Annotated in this window: 13 protein-coding genes; 9 read left to right on the forward strand and 4 right to left on the reverse strand. The window is 59.8% G+C overall.

Features of this window, described 5'->3' with window-relative positions; genetic code table 11:
* The coding region (locus AA309_RS14455) for an SDR family NAD(P)-dependent oxidoreductase (RefSeq protein ID WP_047189740.1) at positions 1–694 on the forward strand (694 nt) is incomplete at its 5' end.
* Positions 695–965: 271 nt separating this feature from the next.
* On the opposite strand, the gene AA309_RS14460 is transcribed toward AA309_RS14455, so the two are convergent.
* The 3 genes from AA309_RS14460 to AA309_RS14470 form a co-directional block, all read right to left on the reverse strand.
* The gene (locus tag AA309_RS14460; RefSeq protein WP_047189741.1) at positions 966–1,916 is read right to left on the reverse strand and encodes a zinc-dependent alcohol dehydrogenase family protein; all 951 of its coding nucleotides are present in this window, start codon (positions 1,914–1,916) and stop codon (positions 966–968) included.
* Between the two features lie 62 nt (positions 1,917–1,978).
* The gene (locus tag AA309_RS14465) at positions 1,979–3,355 is read right to left on the reverse strand and encodes an FAD-binding oxidoreductase (protein WP_047189742.1); all 1,377 of its coding nucleotides are present in this window, start codon (positions 3,353–3,355) and stop codon (positions 1,979–1,981) included.
* A 48-nt stretch (positions 3,356–3,403) separates the two neighbouring features.
* The gene (locus AA309_RS14470; protein WP_047189743.1) at positions 3,404–4,603 is read right to left on the reverse strand and encodes a mandelate racemase/muconate lactonizing enzyme family protein; all 1,200 of its coding nucleotides are present in this window, start codon (positions 4,601–4,603) and stop codon (positions 3,404–3,406) included.
* Between the two features lie 438 nt (positions 4,604–5,041).
* Here AA309_RS14470 and AA309_RS14475 point away from each other — a divergent pair, with 438 nt between their 5' ends.
* The 4 genes from AA309_RS14475 to denD all read left to right on the forward strand — a co-directional run bounded on the left by AA309_RS14475 (position 5,042) and on the right by denD (position 8,968).
* Positions 5,042–5,539 (forward strand): TRAP transporter small permease, encoded by a 498-nt coding sequence (locus tag AA309_RS14475; RefSeq protein WP_047189744.1) that lies wholly within the window; start codon positions 5,042–5,044, stop codon positions 5,537–5,539.
* Positions 5,536–6,819 (forward strand): TRAP transporter large permease subunit, encoded by a 1,284-nt coding sequence (locus AA309_RS14480; RefSeq protein WP_047189745.1) that lies wholly within the window; start codon positions 5,536–5,538, stop codon positions 6,817–6,819. The genes AA309_RS14475 and AA309_RS14480 overlap by 4 nt, the downstream gene beginning before the upstream one ends.
* A 35-nt stretch (positions 6,820–6,854) precedes the next feature.
* Positions 6,855–7,865 (forward strand): TRAP transporter substrate-binding protein, encoded by a 1,011-nt coding sequence (locus AA309_RS14485; RefSeq protein ID WP_047189746.1) that lies wholly within the window; start codon positions 6,855–6,857, stop codon positions 7,863–7,865.
* 122 nt (positions 7,866–7,987) lie between these two features.
* Positions 7,988–8,968 carry a D-erythronate dehydrogenase gene (denD, locus tag AA309_RS14490; RefSeq protein WP_047189747.1) on the forward strand — a complete coding sequence of 327 codons (981 nt, stop codon included), beginning with the start codon at positions 7,988–7,990 and terminating at the stop codon, positions 8,966–8,968.
* A gap of 48 nt (positions 8,969–9,016) precedes the next feature.
* Here denD and AA309_RS14495 read toward each other — a convergent pair whose 3' ends face one another.
* Entirely contained in the window at positions 9,017–9,334 is a 318-nt protein-coding gene (locus tag AA309_RS14495; protein WP_052954733.1) for a hypothetical protein, read from the reverse strand.
* Between the two features lie 339 nt (positions 9,335–9,673).
* On the opposite strand from AA309_RS14495, the gene AA309_RS14500 reads away from it, so the two are divergent.
* From AA309_RS14500 to AA309_RS14515, 4 genes are all read left to right on the forward strand, one after another.
* Positions 9,674–10,141 carry an HU family DNA-binding protein gene (locus AA309_RS14500; RefSeq protein WP_084731243.1) on the forward strand — a complete coding sequence of 156 codons (468 nt, stop codon included), beginning with the start codon at positions 9,674–9,676 and terminating at the stop codon, positions 10,139–10,141.
* 368 nt (positions 10,142–10,509) lie between these two features.
* Positions 10,510–13,641, forward strand: a complete 3,132-nt coding sequence (locus AA309_RS14505) for an ATP-binding protein (RefSeq protein ID WP_084731245.1) — start codon at positions 10,510–10,512, stop codon at positions 13,639–13,641.
* A gap of 5 nt (positions 13,642–13,646) precedes the next feature.
* On the forward strand, positions 13,647–14,921 hold the full coding sequence (locus AA309_RS14510) for a YcaO-like family protein (RefSeq protein ID WP_150117564.1): 1,275 nt from the start codon (positions 13,647–13,649) through the stop codon (positions 14,919–14,921).
* Positions 14,918–16,300, forward strand: coding sequence for a TfuA-like protein (locus tag AA309_RS14515; protein WP_047189749.1), 1,383 nt, complete (start codon positions 14,918–14,920; stop codon positions 16,298–16,300). The genes AA309_RS14510 and AA309_RS14515 overlap by 4 nt, the downstream gene beginning before the upstream one ends.
* The last annotated feature ends 9 nt before the right edge of the window (positions 16,301–16,309 follow it).

Raw genomic sequence — 16,309 nt, forward strand, 5'->3', positions numbered from 1 at the left:
CAGCGGCATCGGCGAGAGCATTGCGCGGTCCTTCCATGCTCAAGGCAGCAAGGTCGCTATCCTCGACTACAATGCCGGGGCTGGCGAGGCACTGGCGAAGGAGCTCGGCGAGCGGGCGCATTTCGAGCATAACGACGTGCGCGACATCCCGGCTCTTCAGGCCGCGATCCGCCGCGCCAGCGAAAGGCTCGGCCCCATTACCATCCTCGTCAACAACGCCGCCCGCGATGATCGTCACACGATCGATCAGGTGACGCCGGAATACTGGCGCGAGCGCTTCGCCACCAACCTCGACCATCAGTTCTTCGCAGCTCAGGCCGTGCTGCCGGATATGGAAAAGGCGGGCAGCGGCTCGATCGTCAACATGGGCTCGACCAGCTACTTGGTGAGCGAGGATTCCTTCGCGGCCTACAAGACCGCCAAATCTGCCGTGGTCGGCCTCACGCGCGCCTTGGCCCGTGAGCTGGGCCCCAGGAACATCCGCGTGAACTGCATCGTGCCAGGCTGGATCATGACGCAGCGCCAGATCGATCTTTGGCTCACCCCTGAAGGCGAGAAGGAGCTGCTGAAGCGCCAGTGCGTGAAGCGCAAGCTCGTGCCGCAGGACATCGCCAATTTCGCCCTGTTTCTCGGCTCGGACGATTCCGGTGCCATGTCGGCCCAGACCTACCTGGTCGACGGTGGCTGGGTCTGAGACAGGAAACCCTCTTTTTGCGAGGCAAAAGGCCGGCATTGTAAGCCGGCCTTTTTCGTGAAGGGCGTCGGTCCCTCTAAAGAATGAGCATCGTTTGAGCGGAAAACCGGGTCCACTTTTCCGCACGATGCGCTAAGCGACAAACCTTCGATAGAGATGCCAAGTCGTGTAGCCGAGAACCGGCAACACCACGAGCATGCCGAAGTAGGCCATTCCCTTGGGCAAAATGGCGGGCGTTCATATCCGACTTGAGAATGTTCCTATGAAATTCTCAACGTTCGACCTGAAGGATGATTTTTCCCCTGCCGTGCCCTGAGTCCAGCCGCTCATGAGCTTTTGCGACTTCATCCAGAGGAAGAATGGTATCGACAACGGCCTTAGCCTGTCCGCGCTCGAACAGCGGTATCATCTCGCGCAACCTTGCACTCTCCCGTGTCAGGAAGGTGCCGAACAGCGTTTGGTTCTTGGTATAGAGGGCACTCAGGTCGCCATCCGGTGGAAGGATCGTGGCAATCCGACCAAACGGTCGTGTCACCAGGGTGCTCATGGAGACATTGCCTCCAGCCGTGTCGAACGAGGCATCGGCACCGCGGCTGCCGGTTTCGCGCATGATCTGATCGGCCGCATCGGCATCGTGGTAATCGATCGCGACATCCGCACCCAGCTCACGCAGAGCAGGGTGATTAGCCTTGCTGGCCGTCGCGATGATCCGCGCCCCTGCGGCCTTGGCAAACTGGATTGCGAAGGAGCCGACACCTCCGGCCCCACCATGGATGAGTACAGTCTCACCGGGCCTGACGTTCAGGCGACGAACGATAGCCTCCCAAGCCGTGCCTCCCGCCAACGGAATCCCTGCAGCTTCGACATGGCTGAGATTTGCAGGCTTGCGGGCGACGATCGTGGCAGAAGCGACCGTGTACTCGGCATAGCTCCCATGCGGGTTGCCGAAGATCTCTGGCGTGTAAAACACCTCGTCACCGACCTGAAACTCGGTGACACCTAGTCCGACTTCCTCAATGACGCCTGAGACATCGTAGCCGAGCACGGCCGGGAATGGGATTTGAGCCCAGGAGCCCGCTTGCCGGATCCTCGCATCAACAGGGTTGGTGCCGGAGGCGACCACGCGCACGAGAACCTCGCCCGGTCCTGGAGCCGGGCGCTCCCGTTCCTGCACCTTGAATACGTCCGGGCCGCCAAACTGAGTGATCACCATTGCGCGCATGCTGCTTTCCTCTGCGTGTCGGATGCTTGGTGGTCTCTGTAGGGTCCTACGGGTGGCACCTTTCAAAGCACCCGTCCCGGGTTGAGGATACCTTTTGGATCGAGGGTCTGCTTCATCTTGGCCATCAGAGCAAGCTCAGGCTCGGTGCGGCTTCGATTGAGATAGGGCCGCTTGATGCGTCCAATGCCGTGCTCGGCCGAGATCGAGCCGCCGAGTCTCGAGACCATGCCATAGACGAGGTTCTGAACGCCTTTCTTGGTGTCGCTCGTCATGTCCTTGATGGCCACGTTGATGTGGATGTTGCTGTCGGCCACATGGCCGAACACGACCCAGACCGAATCCGGATATTGCCGGGGCATCTCTTGGCGCAGATACTCCACGGCCTCTGTCATGCGATCGAGAGGCACGCTGACGTCGAAACGAATTTCCTCCGGCAGGAAGCGGCCATATTCGTAAGGCGTTTCCCGATAGGCCCAGAAGCGGTTGCGGTCAGCCCGCGATTGGGCGACGACAGCATCCTTGATGAGGCCCTGCTCGTAGAAATCGCTCAAAAGGGTCGAGAAGGCTTCGCTCCCTGTGGACTCTTCGCCCATATCGGCTTCGATGAGAAGCGTCAGGTCATGGTCTTCTTCGAAAGCTGGCGAAAGGCCGCAGATCTGTGTCGCGACTGTCATGAATTCCCGCCACATGGCCTCGAAGACGAGCAGGCGTCCCGGGTAGGATTGCTGGAACCTGCGCAATACCGCGAGGGCATCATCGAAGCTGCTGACGGCGCATAGGGCCGTCTGCACACCTTGAGGCTTTGGATGAAGGCCGATCACGACGCGGGTGATGACGCCCAAGGTTCCTTCGCTGCCGATGAAGAGCTGCGTCCAATCGTATCCGGCATTGTTCTTCAACATCTTGTTGAGCGAGCGGACGACGGTGCCATCCGCAAGCACCGCTTCCAAGCCGAGCGTATTGCGTCGGGCCATGCCATAGCGCAGCACCTGGTTGCCGCCTGCATTCGTGGCAATGTTGCCACCGATCGTGCAGCTGCCGCGCGCCCCGAGATCAATGCCACAGAGGAAACCCGCGTCCTCGGCAGCCTGCTGCACAATCGCGAGAGGGGTGCCTGCAAGAGCCGTGAGTGTGGCGCTGGCCGGATCGATCTCCTCGATCCCAGTCATGCGCTCAAGCGACAACGCAACTTCACCGCTTTGGGGATGGGCGCCGCCGGCAAGGCCAGTCAATCCGCCTTGGGTAACCACCGACTGGCCGTGCTCATGGCAGATCCGCAGCGCTGTCGCGACATCTTCCGTGCTCTGGGGAAGGATCAAGGCCTGTGGGGCAACGGGCTGCAAACCGCTTGCATCGGTATGGTTGCGGCCAGGGATGTCGGCTCCGAGACGAACCTGGGGACCGAGAGCGGCGACGAGGGCTTCAAGTACATTGCTCATTGAATTCACGTTTTGAAACTATGGAGCGGGTATTCGGGCCTAGCACGATCAGGAAGCGTCCGTCATACGCACGATGGCATCCGGCCGTTTCCAGAGATCCGGCAGTAATTCAAGCCCGAGACCGGGCTTCATGTTCACCGTCACTTCTCCCTTCGAGACGGTCGGCAGCTCCGTCACGAGCTCGGTATACCAGCCTGTATAGAACGCGCGGACGCTTTCCTGGATCAGCGCGTTGCGAGCATGAAGCGAGAAATGGCAGGAGGCGGCATAGACAACCGGGCCTGTGCAATCGTGAGGGGCGACCGGGACATGCCAAGCTTCCGCCAAGGCTGCGATCTTGCGGGCTTCCGTGAGGCCCCCGCACCAGGACAGGTCGAGCATGGCTACGCCGGCAACGCCGGTTTCGAGATACTCTCGGAAGGCATGGGTATAGGACAGAGTCTCCGAGGCGCAGACCCACGCTTTCGAGTGCTGCGCGTACTCCTTCAGGTCGCCGATATTGTCGAGACGGAAGGGATCCTCGTGCCAGTAGGTGTTGAACTCCCTAAGAGCGCCGGCCAGTTTCTTGGCCATCGGTAGGCTCCACAGGGAGTGGAACTCCACCATGATATCCATCTTGTCGCCGACGGCTTTGCGGATCTTAGCGAAGGGTTCGAGCGCAGTTCGTAGCTCGTCGGGTGAAATGTCATAGCCCTGGCTGCGCTCTGCGGCGACATCGAATGGCCAGATCTTCATCCCGGTGATGCCTTGCTCGAGCAGTGAGTGAGCCAAATCGTCGGCATGATGCAGGAAGGCTTCAAGATCCTCGTAGTCTCCCTCCGCCTGTCCGATGCCCCAGTTCGCGACTCTCTGAGCGCGGCTGTCACGAATGTATCGGTAGCCGGCACAGGTGTTATACACGCGGATCCTGTCGCGCGAGCGGCCGCCGAGCATGTCGCAGATGGGCTTGCCATGCGCCTTGCCGAAGATATCCCACAGAGCAATGTCGATGGCCGAGTTGCCGCGCGTTTCCACTCCCGCGGAGCGCCAGCCGAGATAGTTCTGAAGATCGCTATTGATGCCTTCGATCTGGAGCGGATCGCGACCGATCAGCTTCGCCGCTACGGTCTCGTGAATATAGGCCTCCACGGCAGCGGCTCCCATGAAGGTTTCTCCGAGTCCGATAAGTCCTTCATCTGTGTGAAGGCGAACCCAGACAATGTTCGCGAATTCCTGAAGCCGGATGGTTTCGACGTGGGTGATCTTCATGGGATCCTCTTATGGCTAAGCCTTCTAGTTCACGGCAGTCAGCAGAAGAGATTGGCTGCTCACCTGGTGTGCCATCCATATGCATGCAGCCTTGATGATATCCACCAACGTGAAGAACGCAGTCAGGTAGTCATAAGTCTAATATGAAACAAAGAAACACTTCGTGTGGCTCTTGCGCCGCCGCCAGTTTGGGGCATTGCAAAGAGGAGAGGGTGAAAGCACCTGTGGAAGCCTCCCCCCAGGGATCCTTGCGTAAGATGCGTTCATCTGCTCAAGTTGCGCTCCAAGATTGATGCTTGGGCACGGGAACATCTTCGCTGGCGGGTTGACTTGAATAATCACCCTTGACGAACAGAATAATAGCGGAACCGGCACAGCAGGGTGGGAGGAAATGTGAACAGGGTTGGGGCCTTCTTTTTCAAGGGCTTGGAGGGACTCATGGTCCTTCTGTTGGCCGCCATGGTTGTCATGGTCTTCGGCAACGTCGTGCTGCGTTATCTCTTCGATACAGGCATCGACATTTCCGAGGAGCTGTCGCGCTTCTTCTTTGTCTGGTTGACCTTCATCGGCGCCGTAGTGGTTGGGCGTGAGAACGCGCACCTTGGTGTCGAGACCCTAGTGGCCAAGCTCGGCGATAACGGCCGCAAGGTCTGCATGATCCTGTCCGATCTGTTTGTGATCATCTGTTGCGCTGTTTTCTTCTGGGGAACCTGGCTGCAGGCCGAGATCAACGCCACGAATTATGCGCCTATCACTGAAATCTCCATGCTCTGGGTTTACGGCGTCGGCTACTTCACGAGCCTCGGCCTTGGGCTGATGGCCCTGTTCAGAATTCTGCGCGTGCTGACTGGTCGAATCAGCGAGCATGAGCTCCGGGCGTTTGCTGGCGACTACAGCGATGACGAAGCACATGCCTTGAGGGAGCGTCTCGAGTGACGATCGTCGTTTTTCTCGTCTCCCTGCTTGGTGCCATGGCAACCGGCATGCCGATTGCCTTTGCGCTCATCGTCTGCGCGCTTGCTCTCATGCTCTGGCTCGGCAATTTCGACAGCCAGATCGTGGCTCAGAACATGATCATCGGCGCGGACAACTTCCAGCTTCTGGCCGTTCCGTTCTTTCTGCTCGCCGGCGAGATAATGAATGTCGGCGGCTTGTCGAAGCGAATCGTCAACTTCGCGCTCGCTTGCCTGGGGCATATCCATGGTGGCCTGGGCTATGTCGCCATCGTCGCGGCCTTGATCCTGGCCGCCCTGTCAGGTTCGGCTGCCGCGGATACGGCGGCGCTTGCGGCCATCCTGATCCCAATGATGCGCAATGCGGGCTACGATATCCCGCGTTCTGCCGGCCTCATCGCCGCTGGGGGCATTATCGCTCCGGTGATCCCGCCTTCCATTGGCTTCATCGTCTTTGGCGTTGCCGCCAATGTGTCGATTTCGCAGCTGTTCCTGGCAGGCGTCGCTCCCGGCCTGATGATGGGATTTTCGCTTGTCGCCGCGTGGTGGATCGTCAGCAGGAAGGACAAGCTGAAGACCACGCCTCGGACTACCATGCGCGAGCGGGGAAAGGCCTTCGTCGACGGCTTCTACGCCCTCCTGATGCCCGTGATGATCCTTGGCGGTATCAAATGGGGCATCGTTACGCCAACGGAAGCGGCCGTGCTGGCGGCGGTCTATGCACTGATCATCGGCATGTTCGTCTATCGCGAGTTGAAGCCGTCGATGCTCTATGGGATCTTCCTGACGGCTGCCAAGACGACGGCTGTGGTGATGTTCCTCGTGGCGGCAGCGCTGGTTTCGGCCTGGCTCATCACCCAAGCGAACATTCCGGCGGAAATCGGGAGCCTGATCCAGCCACTCATGGGCAACAAGACCCTGCTCATGTTCGCGCTGATGTTCCTGGTCGTCATCGTCGGCACGGCCTTGGATTTCTCGCCGACGGTGCTGATCCTGACGCCGGTCCTCATGCCTATCGTCAAGCAGGCAGGGATCGATCCGGTCTATTTCGGCGTCCTGTTCATCATCAACAATGCAATCGGGCTGATCACGCCGCCGGTGGGCATCGTGCTCAATGTGGTGAGTGGCGTCGCCCGCGTTCCGATGGGAGCTGTGATCAAGGGGGTCAACCCTTTCCTGATCGCGCAGCTCATAGTGCTCGTCCTGCTCATCATTTTCCCAGACTTGGTGATGGTGCCCCTGTCATGGCTGCGGGGGCGGTGAGCAGGGGGGAAGAAGAACCGAGAGAGGAAACTACCATGAAGACATTGAAATTCGCACTTGCTGCAGGCGTCGCCATGACGCTCCTGTCCGCGGTGCCGGCCGCCGCGCAGTTCACGGAGCGCAATATCCGCCTGTCCAACGGCGTGAACGAGGACCATCCCAACGGCAAGGGCGTCGAGAAGTTCAGAACCTGTCTCGCTGACAAGTCCGGCGGCAAGCTGAAGGTCCAGGGCTTCTGGGGCAACGCTTTGGGCGGCGACCTCCAGGCAACGCAGGCCCTGCGTTCTGGCACGCAGGAGATGGTTGTCACCTCCAGCTCGCCGCTCATCGGCATTCTGCCCGACCTCGGCGTCTTCGATCTGCCGTTCCTTTTCGCCAACGAGAAGGAGGCCGACACCATCCTCGACGGTCCGTTCGGAAACTATATCAACGGCAAGCTCGAGACGGTCGGGCTCGTCAATCTGGCCTATTGGGAAAACGGCTTCCGCAATCTCACGAACTCCCGCCGCCCCGTGGAGAAGTGGGAGGACTTCAAGGGCCTCAAAGTTCGCGTCATGCAGAACAACGTGTTCCTTGACACGTTCAAGAACATGGGCGCCAATGCCGTGCCGATGGCCTTCGGCGAGGTGTTCACGGCTCTTGAGACCAAGGCCATTGACGGCCAGGAGAACCCGTTCGTGACCATCGACACCTCCAAGTTCTACGAGGTGCAGAAGTATCTGTCGGTCACCCGCCACGCCTATACGCCGTTCCTGACCCTCTACTCCAAGAAGCTGTGGGACGGGCTGTCGAAGGATGAGCAGGCGGCCCTGAAGGAATGCGCCGTCGTTGCCCGCGACGAGCAGCGCAAGGCCTCCCGCGAGCTCGGTCAGGCCTCGCTCGAGAAGATCAAGGGCTCTGGCGTCGTCGTCAACGAGCTCAACGAGCAGGAGGCGAACCGCATGCGCGAGCAGGCGAAGCCTGTGTGGGAAAAGCATGCCTCCACCATCGGCCCGGAGACGGTGAAGATGATGCAGGATGAACTGGACAAGATGCGCAAGAAGTAAGCCGTCCTGATCCAACTCGCACGGTACTGCCCGGGGTGCCGACGCCCTGGGCAGTTTGCCTGTCCTTTCCTTCTGTCCCGGTCTTCGCTGGGCCGGGGTGTTTTGAACGAAGTTTTTGATCGATGCAGATTCTCATTCTCGGAGCGGCCGGCATGGTCGGCCGCAAGCTCACCGAGCGGCTTATCAAGGAAGGCCAGCTGAACGGACAGGCCATCACACGCATGGTCTTGCATGATGTGGTGGAGCCCCAAGCACCAAAGGCCTCCTTCGAAATTTCGACGCTCACCTCCGATTTCTCCCAACCGGGTGAGGCGGAGAAGCTTGTGGCGAGCCGGCCCGACATCATCTTCCATCTCGCCGCCATCGTGTCCGGCGAGGCTGAAGCTGATCTGGAGAAGGGCTACCGGATCAATCTCGATGGAACGCGTTTTCTCTTCGACGCCATTCGTCATATTGGCGACGGCTATTGTCCGCGCCTCGTTTTCACATCCTCCATCGCCGTCTTCGGTGCCCCGTTCCCGGAGGCGATTGGTGATGAATTCTTCCTCACGCCGCTTACGAGCTACGGTACGCAGAAGGCCATTGGTGAGTTGCTGCTGGCTGACTACACGAGGCGCGGGTTCTTCGACGGTATCGGCATTCGCCTACCCACGATCTGTGTCAGGCCGGGCAGGCCCAACAAGGCGGCCTCGGGCTTTTTCTCGAGCATCATTCGCGAGCCGTTGAGCGGGCAGGAGGCCGTGTTGCCGGTGCCCGAGGATGTGCGACACGCCCACGCGTCGCCGCGCTCCGCCGTTGGCTTTCTCATGCATGCGGCCAACATCGACACCGCGAAGATCGGTCCCCGGCGCAATCTGACGATGCCGAGTGTCTCGGTGACCGTAGCGGAGCAGATCGATGCCCTGCGGCGTATTGCAGGCGAGAAGGCGGCGGCGAGGATCCGCCGTGAGCCCGATCCTGACATCATGCGCATGGTGTCAGGATGGGCGCGCCGCTTCGACGCCAGCCGAGCCGAGAGCCTCGGCTTCCAGGCAGAGAAGAGCTTCGACGAGATCATCCGCCAGCACATCGAGGACGAGCTCGGCGGCAGGATCGTCAGCTGATGGTTGCAGGGGCAGCGCTATGAAAGGCGCCGCCAAGCAAGCGTGTCCTTAGCAGTTGGTCTGTTGCTTTGTGGTCGTGCCCGTCGCATCGGTCTCTTGCTGTGTGGTAGTCGAGCATCCGACGTTTCCTGTCGTGCCGACATCCCGATGTTCAATCGTGACATTCTGCTGATCCGGGCCGGAAGCCGCGCCGCCAACGGCGCCACCGACGCCGGCGCCCACCGCTGCCCCAACGGGTCCTCCAACTGCGGCGCCAGCCGCGCCACCGGCCGCCGCGCCCGCTGCGGCCCCTCCGGTCTCTGCCATGGCTAGCGTCGGGAATATCAAGGTTACCGCAACAAGAGTGGTTTTCATGCTGATACGCATCGGTGCTTCTCCATGTGAGCCAATCGCGGATTGCGTTTCCTGCTTACTTAACGGCAGTTGACCGCAGAGCGTTTCAGCTTGGCTTGTCCGATGCGAATTGGTGATTCTGACCTTCGATGGAAAGGTCTCCGGCCGATAGTGGCGTATAAGGCTTTTGGGGCCTAATCATGGGCATCCTGGCGGGCTCTCCTGGCCTGTAGCGACATCGACCAAGGTTATTGACGTGTTTTTGCGACATTTGCCTTGTGGAAACACGATTCTGACAACTTGGAACTTTGTTCCCAAGCACTATGCAGATAATGCTATTCAGTATGCGCATGGCCTCAAAAGGAGTTTCCAGTGGCAAAAGCAGCAACGAAGAAAGCCCCGGCCCGCAAGGCCGCAGCTACGAAGACCGCAGCAAAGAAGACCACCGCCAAGACGGCTGCCAAGACAGTCGCCAAGAAGCCCGCTAAGGCGGCCGCTTCCAAGACCACGGCGAAGGCTGCCGTGAAGGCCGTGAAGAAGCCTGCCAAGGGTCCGACGACGAACGGCATCCTCACGCTGCGTCACATCGCTGAGGCACTGTCTGAAGCGCACGAGCTTCCGAAGCGCCAAGTGAACGAGATGATGACCCAGGTCATCGACTTCATCGCCAAGAGCCTGAAGAAGGGTGAGAAGATCCGCCTCTCCGGCCTCGGCATCCTGCAGGTTCGCAAGCGCGCTGCTCGCATGGGCCGCAACCCGCAGACCGGCGAACCTGTGAAGATCAAGGCTTCGAAGAAGATCGCTTTCCGCGCTGCGAAGGACCTCAAGGAGTCCATCTAAGCCTCAAGGCAGCGGTGCAGCATGACGTGCTGCACCGCTAACGCCATTTCGGGCCGTTCCCGCACGCATTATCGCTTCATTGTTTCGGGCAGGCGGCGGCTCAAGGCGGCACTAATCCCTGCTGATCACGTAGCCGAAATCCTACTGGTTATCTCGGCTTGAAGGTCTAGCGCCCTCGATACCTCAAGCAGATTTTATAACCTCTGACTTCCGAGGGCTGCAGCACTCCCGAACTGGCCTCGATCACTCCCTCGGCCTCTGAATTTTCCTTAGATATTAAACTCGATTTAGCCGGCTCTATAAGAACGAGCCGCCTGACACCTGCTGAATGAATCGTGCTATATTGCGCCGCAACGGGGTCGCAGCGGATGCCACAGCACGTCCCATCGGCGCAATTGGCGAGTACGGCCGAGAGACGGCAGGTCACTGCGCTCGCGTACGATCTCGTCGGCTCGACCCGCCTCGCCGAGCGGCTTGATCCGGAGGATATGCACGAACTCCTCCAGGGGTTCCACCGGATGTGCACTGCCGCCGTCGAGGAGTTTGGGGGCAAGGTCAACCGGTACATTGGCGATGGCGGGATGGCTTATTTCGGCTATCCCACGACTTATGAGAATGCGGCCGAAAGGGCCATCCAGGCAGGCCTCGCCATCATAGAAAGATGCGCTCATCTCAGCCCTGCGGGATATGGCGGCAGGATCGCATTGAGCGTCCGTGTCGGCATCGCCACGAGCAGGGTCGTTGCGGGCGACATGGCTGGGGATCGGGGCTTCGGAACCGATGAGGTTGTTGGCATCGCGCCCCATCTTGCTGCCCGCCTTCAGAGTGCGGCAGCACCGAACTCCGTTTTTGTCAGCGAAGCGACTCGTCGGCTCGTCGGCACCATGTTCCGCTTCGGTCACCGCCAGGAGCTGCAGCTGGCCGGTTTCTCTCAATTGCAGCAGGCCTGGACCGTCCTGCGTGCTCGACGGCCGCAAACACGTTTCGAGGGGTTCCATTCACGGGGCGATACCCCCTTTCTCGGAAGGGGTGCCGAACTCGCAGCCATATCGGAACGTTGGCAACGCGTGCAGAACGGGCAGGGGCAAACGATTCTCCTCACCGGCGATCCCGGCATCGGTAAATCACGCGTCGCAGCCGAAATTCGCGCGATCATGGATCACGATGCCGCTCTCGTGCTCAGCTTCCAATGTTCGCCCCTCCATGTGTCGACACCGCTCCATCCAGTTAAGACCTTTCTCGAACGGGCCTTGCTGATGCGCACAGGACGGCTGCATCATCTGCCGAAGGGGAGGTTGAGCCGCCTTCTTAATCTTCCGGTGCCTCCCATGCCGGATGCAGCTCCTATCCTCATGGGGGTCCTTTTTCCGCTTCAGGAGGAGAGGGGGGAGGTCGGGCCACAGGACAAAGCGGAGCAGATCAAGGAAGAGACCTTTACGATCCTGATCGAAATCATCGCGCGTCTGACCGCTCGTGGTCCTCTCCTGATCATCGTCGAGGATGTGCAGTGGATAGATCCGAGTTCGCTGGAGCTGCTGGATCGTCTGATTTCCACAATCGTGGACCTGCCCGTTCTCCTGATCGCGACGGCGCGTCCAACCTTCACGGCTCTTGAACCGTCGGACACACGGCATCTGACGAGAATTGAGCTCTCGCCCTTGGCGGAACAGGCGGCAATTGCCCTCGTCCAGCACGTTGCTGGCCCATCTCAAATTCCCAATGCAGAGCTGCTGCGCATTATCGACCGCTCCGAGGGAAATCCCTTTTTCCTAGAAGAACTGACGCGAACGTTTCTGGAGCAGAAGGCTACGGCGGATCGGGAGGCAACTACCGGGCAAACAAGCGAACTGCCCATATCGCTGATGGATGTGCTGGCAGCGCGCCTCGATCAGTCCGGGCCTGGCAAGCAGATTGCACAAGTGGCAAGCGCGATCGGACGAAGGTTTCCGCACAATCTGCTGCAGGATGCAACGCAACTCGATGAAGAGGAACTCAATGCCGGTCTCGCCCGATTGTACGAACGCGGTGTGATCGCTCCCGAGCACGACGTGCCACAGCATTCGTATAGCTTCAGGCATGCTCTCTTGCAGCAATGCGCCTATGACAGCATGGTGAAGGCCACTCGCCAGAAAATCCACCGACGGTTGGCCCATCTTCTGGAAACAGCCTCCGCCGAGCCCGAAATCCTCGCGCGTCATTTCACCGAGGCCGGCATGCCCCGCGAGGCTATCGTTCAGCTCCAGCTCGCCGGCCAGCGTGCCGCGTTACGTTCCGCTAATCTCGAGGCCATCAGTCTGCTGCGGCGGGCTCTGTCCCTCTGCAGCGACGTTGAGCCGGGAGAGGAGCAGAACGAGATCGAACTCGACATCTGCCTTGCTCTCGGCCCGCTCCTAATTTCCAGTGTTGGCCCTGGCGCCGATGAAGTCCAGGAGCTTTACAGACAGGCCATTGCGCTTTCAGACAGTCTTCCGACCGATCAACGTCGCTTCACGGCTTATTGGGGATGGTGGCGCACGGCTCCGGATTTCAAAGCCATGCGCGAGCGCGCTGATCAGCTGTCTGCCATAGTCCAAGATCTTGCCAATCCGCATCTGGCTCTGCAGGCCCACCACTGCCAATGGGCGACGCTCTTCATGTTGGGGGAGCAGGAGCGCTGCTGCGAGCACATCAAGGAGGGACTTGCTCTCTATGATGTAGTGGAGCATCGGCACGACGCCATCCTTTATGGCGGTCACGACCCGAAGGTCTGTGGTCTGGGCGAACAGGCGTTGTCCCTTTGGCTACAGGGATTCCCCAGACGTTCTCTGGCTATCATCAAGGCTTGCGCCCGGCACGCTGCAACGCTCGATCACCTTGCCAGCAAGACCCATTTCGAAGAGGCTGAAATCAATCTCCTTCACTATCGCCACGACGTGGAGGCTGTGAAGGACCGAGCTTCGCGCATGCATCGTTTCGCGGAGAAACTGAGCTTCCGGGACATTGCTGCGAAGGCAGAGATCTTCGGTGGATGGGCGGCATCGCTGAGCGGCGATCTCGCCGAAGGCGTTGTATCAATCGAGCGTGGTCTTGAGACCCAGAGGATCATCGGCACGCAGGAGGACTTCCCGGCCTATCTGGAGATGCTTGCAGAAGTCTATGGACTTTCGGGTGAATTTTCCCGCGGACTTGAGGTGATCGAGGAAGCCATCAGCATCGCGAACGGAACCGGCTTGCGTTACTGGATCGCGGAAATTCTGCGACGGAAGGGCGATCTCCTCTCCTCCCTTGGTCGAGGGGATGAGGCTCTTCGCTGTTATGACGAGGCTATCGCGGCTGCAGAATCCCAGAATGCGAACGCCCTTCTCCTGCGTTCCGCGACCAGCCGGGCGGCTGCTCTCGCAGACACAGATTTGAGGGGGGCGGGCGTTTCACAGCTCGAAACTGCTCTTGCGAGAATACCCGAGGCAACGCCGACACGGGACAAAGCTCTGGCGATGGATCTTCTGGGCCGGCTGCGGTGAATGACATGAGCAAGACCTTCGCCGCGACAGTCGACGAAACCGGAGTTCCTTCCAGGGAGGCGGCGCTGTCGAAGGTCTACCGGTCAGGAACGCATCGCGCAGTTGAGCCAAAAGAGACCCTGGATCGGTTGCGTCCCTTCTTCGGAGCATTCGGCATCACCCGTATCGCGGATATCACGGGCCTCGACTCCATCGGGATTCCGGTTGCGGTCGCTATTCGTCCCGGTTCGCGCTCGAACATCACGTTCCAAGGCAAGGGGCTGGATCGAACAGCCGCAAGAGTCTCCGCTGTCATGGAATCTATTGAGACCTGTTGTGCGGAGCGCGCATTTGGCCCTCTGGTCTGGGCCTGCGCAAGTGAGATGCGGCAAGCAGGTCGACAAATCGTGAATTTCAGCCGTCTCAGCTATCGTCTAGGGGCACGTTTCTCGGGGGAAACCCGCATTCTGTGGTTCGAAGGGCAGCACTTAGCCGGTGGAGGGAGCTGCTGGCTGCCATTCGAGTGCGTTCACACGAATTTCACCCTTCCAGCGCCTGCCGGCAGTGGCTACTTCGTGGCGAGCACGAATGGCCTCGCATCGGGAAACGACCGCCGTGAAGCGTTCGTCCATAGCCTCTGCGAGCTGATCGAACGTGATGCGCAGGTTCTCTTCTCGCTGGATTCGAGAGGCATCGACAGTCGGCGCCTCGATCTCACATCGGTTGACGATCCGAATGCAGCGTCTGTGCTGTTACAGATCTCGGAGAGAGGCTTCGTCGTAGCCGTATGGGATCTAACCACGGATATCGGCATCGCGGCCTTCAAGTGCCACATCATGGAGCGGCATGGTGGTCCAGGCCTCATGCCTTTGCCTGCCGAAGGGCATGGGTGTCATCCCGACAAGGGAATCGCACTCTTGCGAGCGGTTCTCGAAGCCGTCCAATCCCGCGCCACGATCATCGCGGGCAGCCGGGACGATGTGGGGCCCGCTCTCTATACGCGGTTCGATGATATGGCGGATCTGGCCCGCTGGCGTGAACGCCTCGGCTCGGAGGCGGCAGCCTGCAGCTTCGGCAATGTTCCCCATGCCTACCATGCGACTGTGGACGAGGACATCGAACACATCGTGGAGCGCCTCTGGAGAGCAGGGCTCAACGACGTCATCGTCTCCGACCTTCAACCAGACAATTCCATTCCAGCCGCCGTCGTCCGTGTGGTCGTGCCGGGCCTTGAAGGGCCTCTTGGCATTGATGTCGCCCTGGGACACCGCGCCCGCGTTCAGATGGAGCGGATCTCATGAGCGTGGTTGTATTCTGCGGTCCGACCATCTCGGCTGCGGAGGTTCGTGAACGGATTGACGCGACGTGCCTCCCACCGGCCAAGCATGGTGATATTCTTCGGGCGGTGGAAATGTCCCCGAAACCGCGCGTGATTGCGATCATCGATGGATCCTTCCGAAATGTTCCGGCCGTGCGGCACAAGGAAATTCTCTGGGCTCTGCATCAGGGCACTCACGTTTTCGGTGCAGCCAGCATGGGCGCCTTACGAGCAGCGGAACTCTGCGAATTTGGGATGGTGGGTATCGGCTCCATCTTTTCCGGGTACCGCTCCGGACAGATCGAGGACGACGATGAGGTGGCGGTGGAGCATGGCCCCCCGGAACTCGGCTTCATGCCGCTCAACGAAGCGATGGTCGACGTTCGGGCAACCCTTGATGCGGCTTTTCGTGGTGACATCATTGACCAAGCCGCGAAAGATCACCTGATCAATCAGGCGAAACAGCTTTTCTATGCAGATCGTGCTTGGCCGGATCTCATCACACTCGCCAGGGCATCGGGATGCGATATCGCGGGACTCGATGCACTGGAGGCGTGGCTCCCCACAGGGCGTGTCAACCTCAAGCGCAGGGATGCGCTGGAAATGCTGGCAGCAATCCGCGGTTTTCTCGATACGGATCCTCCGCCCTTCGAGCCGAACTTTACCTTCGAGCGGACGGAGGTCTGGGAGCTCGATTACGAGGCCGCGCATAGTCTTCCACAGCTCATTGGTGGCGCATCCCGTGCGCTTCTCGTGCAGGACATTCTAGACGAGCTCCGGTTGATCCCGGGCGATTATGCACGGGCACAGCGGGAGGCTCTGGCCCGCGCCCTTTCAATCCGAGAAGCGCGCAGACAGGGGATCGATCCCGGTTCCGACGAAAAGGAGAAGGCGCTCCGAACATGGCTTCGCGAGCGTCGCGCAGGATTGCAGCGGGCTCTCGAAGACAACCGGCTTGGTGATGCGGAGTTGGAGAATTTCCTCAGCGAGGAGGCGCTCGTCCACTGGACGGAAACAGCGTTGGAGCAAGCCGTTCAAAACAATCTTCTCAACACGCTGCGCTCCCGTGGATGGCTTGCTGCTCTCATCGAGCGTGCCGAGGCAAAGCAGCTCGCTCTTCGTGCGCTGGGCAAAGAAGGAGCAACGACGCAAACAAGCGGCATATCCCCCACCGCTCTGCTCGGCTGGTTCTGGCGGCAGACGTTCCCTGGACAGATTCAGACGGCGTCCTCAGAGACACTGGCGCAAAAGATGGGGTTTTCTGACGTATCCGAGATGAATAGAGCGCTTCTTCGGGAGTATCTCTTTCGCAAATACAGCGAAGAGCATTGTATTCCAATAAGGAGTAGCGGCTTGACTTGAGGTTGATCT

Source organism: Microvirga vignae (assembly GCF_001017175.1).
Taxonomy (GTDB): domain Bacteria; phylum Pseudomonadota; class Alphaproteobacteria; order Rhizobiales; family Beijerinckiaceae; genus Microvirga; species Microvirga vignae.